Here is an 8,171-nt window from a genome sequence, read left to right as displayed (position 1 = left end):
TCGGTAACACTGCACGACCACACGTTCAAAAAGTTTATCAAGCTGGATACATCAACGGTTACAGCAATGGAACGTTTGGTCCTTCACAAGATACTGAACGTGGCCAAATGGCAAAAATTCTTTATAACTTCTTACAATCTGTCAAATTCATTAACTAAATTACAAAAGACCTCACAGAGTGAGGTCTTTTGTAATTTATATTCTCCAATTAAAATACAGCAAAATAGAGTGAAAAAGTCGATTATTGTTAAAATATAGACCAATAGAAACATAGAAATTTGGCAAATTTTATGTTACGATTCCGTTACAACATAGAAAAAGGAGAATTTTGCGATTTGAAAAAATTATGGTTGTATGCTTTCTTTGCTGCAGTATTCATTGGATTAGGGTTTCCTGTAACACAAGCTTCGGCTAACACATCATTTAGTGATGTTGGAACTACCCATAGAGCCCAAGAGGAAATCTATTATTTAGTAGAAGGAGGAATTGCGAACGGAATTTCTTCGACATCCTTCTCACCGAACCAACAAGTAACGCGTGGACAAGCTGCTGCTATGCTAGGGCGTGCACTTGGTTTGAATGGAGAGAAAAAGGCAACATCCTTTTCAGATGTCTCTTCAAACTATTTTGCATCTGGATATATTCAACAAATGGTAAATAAGGGGATTATTTCAGGTTATCCTAATGGCCAATTCCAGCCTAACAAAACTTTGACACGTGGTGAAATGGCTCTTTTAATTAGTCGCTCATTTGGGTATGGAGCAAACTCTGTATCAATTGCTTCTTCTCGTCTGATGGAAAAAGGAATTGCACAAGGTTATGCTGACGGTTCATTTGGTGCATCTGAGACGATTATTCGAGCAGACTTCTCTGTATTCTTAGCTCGTGGAATTCATAGTCAATTCCGTACGTCTGATGAACAAACGTTTAACCGTCCTATGTATGTAAATGTAGATAGTTTAAACGTCCGCACTGGTCCTAATACACAATACCCTTCTTTGGTAAAAGTAAACAAGGGACAAGTCGTTGAATATGGATATACAATTGGAGATTGGTCTTTCATACGTGTAAATGGAAAAGAAGGATTTGTACATAGTTCATATATCCAAATAGATTTGCCAGATCCGAATAATCCAACGCCTCCTGTCGTAACACCGCCACCTACTACTGTACCTAGCGATTTAGTTGTCATCATCGATCCAGGTCACGGTGCACACGATCCAGGCGCTCAGGGGTTTGGTTATAAAGAAAAAGATGTCGTATTGAGCATTTCCAAATTAATTAAGACATATTTCGATAAAACACCAATTCAGGCAAAATTGACAAGATCCACAGATGTTTTTCTTGAGTTGGGCGCACGTACTAAATTTGCTTCGCAAAACAATGGTGATATTTTCATCAGTATGCATGCAAATGCACTGAATGGTTCAGCGAATGGAACAGAAACTTATTATTATCGAACAGCTGCAACTAATCCATATGTAAATGATTCCAAAGCTCTTGCCACATATATTCAAAATCGTATGCTAGAAGCATGGGATTTGGCAGACCGTGGTGCTAGACCTGGGAACTACTATGTATTACGTGAGAATACAATGCCTGCAGCTTTAGCAGAAATCGGATTTATCGATAACAAGACTGATAATGCGTATATCGCATCATCTACACGTCGTGACCAAATGGCAAAAGCTATCTTCATGGCAACTCTTGACTATTTCTACCACTATGAAGGGCGAAAAGATGTGTTGCCATTATATAACACGGTAAACGGCAAACCTTCTCCTAAACTTCATTAAACCAAAAACGCTGATCTAAAGAAAATTTAGGTCAGCGTTTTTCATATGAGTCAATTAAAAGTATAATGAGAAAAAGAGATAGGGGGCGATAGCGTGAAATACATTGGGAGTATTGCTTTGTCTGCGCTTTTACTTTTTGGTAGTTTACCCAATCATGAAGTAGTTGCGGAAACAACGCATCACATTCTAGTAAAAGTAAACGATAGCCAGAAAGATTTACTCGATAATTACAAGATACTGCGTGAATTCGACACTATCCCGGTAGTTGAACTTGAAGTAACATCTTCACAACTGAATGAACTTAAGATGGATTCATCAAATGTTCAAATCCTGCCAGATTTTGATTATCAAATTTCAGCGGATTCAGTCCCAGTATCCTTTAAACAACTTAAAGTTACGCCTACACAAGTTACACCCTATACAGGAAAAGGCGTTAAGGTAGGTATTCTGGATACAGGAATTGACACGGAGCATTCCGATTTGTTTGTTCGTGGAGGCTTTTGCAGTTTAGAAGTAAGATGCCCACAATCTGTGTCTTACGATGATGACAACGGTCATGGAACACATGTTGCGGGAACGATAGCTGCGCTGAAGAATAATGCAGGTATTCAAGGTATAGCGCCAAATGTTGAATTATTTGCAATTAAATCGTTAAATCGTAATGGAGGCGGTTCTACTGCCAGTTTAGTCGCTGGTGTAGAGTGGGCCATTAAGAATGATATAGATATTTTAAATATAAGTGTTACAACTAACGGGGATGACCCCGCTCTTCGCATGGTATTGGATAAAGCGTATCAAAGTGGGATGGTGCTAGTTGCCGCTGCTGGGAACGAAGGAGAGTCTTTGCAAAAAGATAGTGTTCAATATCCCGCAAAATATGACAGCGTCATCGGTGTTTCTGCTATAACTGCAACAAACGAGAAATTGCTTGAATCTTCAAGTGGACCAGAAGTTGAAATTGCAGCACCAGGTTCATCTATAGTTAGTACATATCCGAGAAATTTGGATACAACGGATGGCCAACAGAACGGATATTTTTCTCAATCAGGTACTTCTATGGCTGCTCCACATGTGACCGGAGTGTTGGCACTTTATAAAGAACGATTCCCAAATGCATCAAATGTAAAATTGCGTCAAATGTTGCAAGTGACAGCCACGGATTTAGGTGCAGTAGGACGAGATGAAACGTTTGGGTATGGAGTCGCTACCTATGAGCCTATCATTACAGAACTACCATTCTTGGAATCCAAAGTAGCAAATGGTCAGATCTTGTTTACATTACAAAATAAAGATGCTGTGAGTAGTTGGAAGCTAACAGAAAATGGGACTACCCTAAAAGAAGTGACAGGCTCAAAGTGGGAATTGTATCGTCCTGCGGGAACTTATTCATTTAATTTTACTTTTGTAATGAAAAATGGAGCTGCTGTAACAGAAAAAGTTAATGTGACATTAAAAAATCCGGCGTTCACTGACTTGAATCAATCCCAGTGGTATTCAAGTCATGTCAGCTATTTGTTCTTTAAAGAACAAATGAATGGTTATAAGGATGGATCATTTAAGCCCACTAAAGAAATTACAAGAGCTGAAGCAGTAGCATTACTTGGACGAGCAAAGGATTTGAATGGGGAAGAGAGAGTCACTTCATTTAAAGATGTAGGTTCTGGTAATTTTGCATCCGGCTACATCCAGTCTGCATTAGAAGAAGGAATTCTATCAGGTTTTCCGGATGATACATTTAAGCCTAATCAAGCTGTGACTCGCGCAGAGATGGCCATTCTCATACAAAATGCATTCATGTTCCCAAGTGATCCTAATAAAGGTTTACATTTTTCTGATATGAATACAGGCATGGCAAGTTATGAAGCCATTCAGGCATTAGTTCAACAAGGAATAGCAAAAGGTATTTCGACAACACAATTCCAACCTCATGCAAAAATGACAAGGTCAACGTATAGTGTGTTCTTAGCAAGAGCCCAAAAACCGACAGTCTTTAAATAAAAAGGAAAACTCGAAGCGTTTATCGCCTCGAGTTTTTTAATTTTCTGTCGATTGTTACACAATTGTAACCTAAACGTAAAGTAACTATCATGAAATGTCTGATATTATTTAAAATAGATTGTTAAAACTATAGAAATGAACCAGATATTATGTCTAGGTTCCAAAAATTACATGAGGTGGAAAATGAAGAAACGTATTACTCAGATGATCATCGCTGTGTTACTGATCTCAGTGGCGCCATTTATGACGACTCAAGCCAGTGCTTCAACAGAAAATGAAATCGTGAACTACGCTAAAACATTACAGGGCGTCCCATACCAATATGGTGGAATTACTCCATCAGGGTTTGACTGCTCTGGATATACATCTTATGTTTTCAAAAATATTGCTGGTATATCATTAAATAGAACAGCTGCCAATCAATATTCACAGGGCACTTCTGTTTCAAAATCAAATCTTCAACCGGGAGACTTAGTCTTCTTCGATAACTTGGGATACACATCTCATGTAGGAATTTATATTGGAAATAGCCAATTTATCTCAGCAACCTCTTCTAAAGGAATTGCAATAGCGAGCATAAACGACCCATACTACTGGGGAAAATATTATATGGGTGCTAAACGAATTGGAAGTGCATCAGTTGCATCTACACCACCCGTAACAAATGGTAATTTCACGGATGTGAAGTCAACGCATCCAGCCTATGTAGCAATTAAGGAACTAAATATGGATGGTGTAATCAATGGTTTTGAAAACCAACAATTCCGTCCGAATGCTGAAGTTACTCGTGGACAAGCTGCCGCGATGGTAAATAGAGTATTAAAATTAACGCCTAAAAATCAATCTCGATTTTCTGATGTTCCAACAAATCATACTTTTGCTAAAGATATAGCGGCAATGAACGAAGCAGGTATATTAAGTGGTTATACTTCAGGAAGATTTGGAATGAATGATTCTTTAACAAAAGCACAATTAGCCGTAATTTTAGACCGTGCATTCAAAATTTCTGCTGCAACAGAAAATCAAGTTCACACGGCCTCTATATATAATGATGTTCCAAAAACGTATTGGGCTCACGATCCAATTGTTGCATTAAAAACAATTGACCAAACAACAGTTTTCCAAACATCGTATTACAAAGTTAATGCTGAAGCATCTCGTGCTGAATTCTCAGCAGCAGTGTACAGCGCTAAAATGGCAAAATAATATTAAGTTAGAAGTCATTTGTCTAATAAGGCAAATGGCTTTTTATATTATTAATATCCCCAAATTTTGTAGGGTTAAACCTTTTAATTAATAAGAAGTCATTCGTACTAGTTTAGACGAATGGCTTTTCATTTTGTTCCATTTTATGGGTAAAAATCTTTATCTATTTTATAATTACCCAAAAAACCTTTTATTATACCAATTATTCTATTAAAATGGAAATAGTCACAATAATTGGAGGAAATGAGAATGAAACATATAAAGAAGGGTTTGCTTCTTGTGGTCATGTTCACGTTGGCATTTACGATGTTATTGACGACACAAAAAGTAAAAGCCGATAGCCATGATGATATTACCGGTACTTTAGCACCTGAGATGAGAGAAGCTGTTAAACGGGGAATTTTGTTAGGTTATGGAGAAGGAAAATACGGCCAAGAAGAACAAGTAACACGTGCTCAATTTGCAGCATTCATAAAAAGGGCTTTGAATTTACCTGAAGCACAAGCCACTTTTAAAGATGTTACACCAAATATGACATTGGCTGCTTCTGTTAATGCTGTGGCTGGTGCAGGTATTATGCAAGGTGTAACGTCAGATAGATTTAATCCTGATGCCTTGATTACACGTGAGCAAGTTGCTTTGACCATTGAAAATGCATTGATCTACAGTAAAATGGAATTAGTAAAAAAGGAAACCCTTTTTTCAGATGCTAGTTTAATGACATCAGCAACGAAATTAGCAATTTTTCATGCAACTAATTACGGAATTATAAACGGTATTCCGAATGACGATGGGACAATGAGATTTGAACCAAAATCTAATGCGACTCGAGCGCAAGCAGCCGCATTTATCGTACGTTTCTTAGAAGCGAAAGAGAGCTATGTGCCAACACCACCCACTGAACCTGAGCCGGAGCCACCTATTGATACAACTAAATACTACAATGCCATAATTAAAGATGGTCAACTTGTGAAAGGGCAATCGGAATATATTACATATGATGCTGCAGCTTCTGCTTTCAGAAGTAATCCTTCTGCCAAAGCAATCTATAAGGGCAATGAAATGATTCAAATTAAAGACGGTCTTGCTTATGCAAAGCATTACACGCCAGGATCTACAACTGTCATTTATTCAGATAACACTTTTTCAAAACAAGTCACATATATTCAATATGGTAGAGAATTAAAATTACTGGAGTCCAATGACAAATATGTAAAAGTTCAAGCTGGTGGAACAATTGGTTTTGCGAAACAAAGTGAAATTGAATATATTCCGCAAGAGCTGATTACAAATAAAGATTACTACATGCCGTCATCTACAGGTGTGTTAACACATTTTACTTATAATCATGCCAATAAATCGTTTGGTTTTGGTGGCTATCAAATTGGACCTGCACCAATATTTATGACGAATCTTCAAAAATATTATTCTCAGGATGGCGTCAATTTCTATCATGAAAATGGTGTATTCGCAGGTCAGCACTATCCATATTTCCAATACTTATCAGCAAGAAGTAAAACGAACTATACAGCAGATGAATTGAATCTTTATATTATGGATCGTTTAAAGACTGTTTCTTCAAAATATCCTACGGCATTAACCAAATCGAAACTGATTGGGCTAGGTGCTTTCTTAAAAGAAGTGGAAAGTATTTATAATGTGAACGCGCTCTTCATCCTTAGTGCGGCGATGCATGAGAGTGATTCGGGAATGAGTGTGAATGCACAGACGARGAACAATCTTTTCGGTATTAAAGTATTTGATTCAACACCTGAAGATGGAGAATCATATATCAAACCTGAAGATAGTGTCGTGGCATTCGTGACACGTTATGTGAATTTAAACTATGGTCCGCCTACTGGCACATATGCTAAAGGTTTGGCACCTGGAAATAAATCTTCAGGTATGAATGTTCATTATGCTTCTGATCCAAACTGGGGAGCTAAGATTGCTCAATATATGTGGCGTGGGGATACTTTACTAGGTTACAAGGATAGTGGAGTAAATGCGAAACAATTGGCAATGACAGCTCATAATGGTGTAATCAACGTGAGGTCTACTCCTGAAGTCAAATCAGATAATCTATTATTCACATACAAAGCAAAAGACTTAGGTGCTAACAATAGCTTTGGTTATCCTTTGGTGATTTTAGATGAAAAAATTGGTTCGGATGGAAATAAGTGGTTTAAAGTCTTATCAGATCAAAATTCACCTGCAGATTTCGGGTGGATTCGTGAGAAAGATGCAAACTACACACTTGTAAAGAAAATTAACTAGCATAGGAAAGACCGTTTCGTATTTATACGAAACGGTTTTTTTGAGTTTTATTATAAGGTTATTAAGGCTATTTTTTATATAAAAATTAGCGAGAATCAGATTCCTTTCTTCGGACGAACTTGCAAGTCTCCTCACTCATTACGATTGTTTAACAATGACTTTATCAAAAGAAAAAGCTTCTGGCACTGRCCAGAAGCTCACTAACTATTATTTAGATCGTTTCACCATACTCAACATGCGATTGAAGCCAGTCGGGTAAGTGACTTTTAATGACGCTGCATATACAATAACCCCTATTGGCACAAGTACCGCTAGCTGGATTAGCGAATACCAATCCTCCGCACCTAAAGCAATCTTAGCTCCCCAAACCACAAGCCCCATAAGGACTGCAGGTATGATTACTCTGACACTCATGCGAGCAAATCGAGCAAACTCAGACATTCCTAAATCTCTATAAACCACAATCATAGACACGGTAAAGTAGTAAATGCTGACGACGGACGCTGCGACGGCGAGTGCAGGGTAGCCATAATCATCAACTAACCACCAGTTTAATAAGAAATTTAATAAAATTGTCGTGACACTTATTCGGAATACAACAGCTGTTTTTCCGCGAGCATACATCGATTTGGATAGAATCAATTGCATGCCCTGGAAAACGATAATTGGTAGGTAAAATAACAAGGCAATATACGTATTATCTGTATCTTGCGCTGAGAATTTTCCATGCTCATAAATGAATGATACAGCTGCGTCACCAACAACCAATAAACCCACGGTAATTGGTAACAACGTAACAAGAGAAATTTCCATACCACGGAAAAAAGYATCTTTAAATTTCTTAATATCTTCCGTTTGTTCACTCATTAGTGTAAAGATGATGGCTGCTAAAGT

General features: G+C 37.7%; 6 protein-coding genes. 5 read left to right on the top strand and 1 reads right to left on the bottom strand.

Annotated elements, in window-relative coordinates:
* From AC1DSB_RS10585 to AC1DSB_RS10565, 5 genes are all read left to right on the top strand, one after another.
* Positions 1–158: S-layer homology domain-containing protein (locus tag AC1DSB_RS10585; RefSeq protein ID WP_477586693.1), on the top strand; the 158-nt coding region annotated here is incomplete at its 5' end.
* A 177-nt stretch (positions 159–335) separates the two neighbouring features.
* Entirely contained in the window at positions 336–1,796 is a 1,461-nt protein-coding gene (locus tag AC1DSB_RS10580) for an N-acetylmuramoyl-L-alanine amidase (RefSeq protein ID WP_477532657.1), read from the top strand.
* 93 nt (positions 1,797–1,889) lie between these two features.
* Positions 1,890–3,794 carry a S8 family peptidase gene (locus AC1DSB_RS10575; RefSeq protein ID WP_477586692.1) on the top strand — a complete coding sequence of 635 codons (1,905 nt, stop codon included), beginning with the start codon at positions 1,890–1,892 and terminating at the stop codon, positions 3,792–3,794.
* A gap of 183 nt (positions 3,795–3,977) precedes the next feature.
* Positions 3,978–5,000: a C40 family peptidase gene (locus tag AC1DSB_RS10570; RefSeq protein WP_477546443.1), complete on the top strand. Its 1,023-nt coding sequence runs from the start codon at positions 3,978–3,980 to the stop codon at positions 4,998–5,000.
* Between the two features lie 249 nt (positions 5,001–5,249).
* On the top strand, positions 5,250–7,277 hold the full coding sequence (locus tag AC1DSB_RS10565) for an S-layer homology domain-containing protein (protein ID WP_477586691.1): 2,028 nt from the start codon (positions 5,250–5,252) through the stop codon (positions 7,275–7,277).
* Between the two features lie 207 nt (positions 7,278–7,484).
* Here the strand turns inward: AC1DSB_RS10565 and AC1DSB_RS10560 are convergent.
* On the bottom strand, positions 7,485–8,171 hold a 687-nt coding region (locus tag AC1DSB_RS10560; protein WP_477586690.1), incomplete at its 5' end, for a lipid II flippase MurJ.

The organism is Paenisporosarcina sp. P4_E4_2 (assembly GCF_056401595.1).
The sequence above is the reverse complement of the archived record's forward strand: the minus strand, read 5'-3'. Positions and strand labels throughout refer to the sequence as shown.

What these genes read in the sequence shown, in the direction of transcription:
- AC1DSB_RS10570 (WP_477546443.1), top strand. Translation starts at nt 3,978, where the DNA reads ATGAAGAAACGTATTACTCAGATGATCATCGCTGTGTTACTGATCTCA.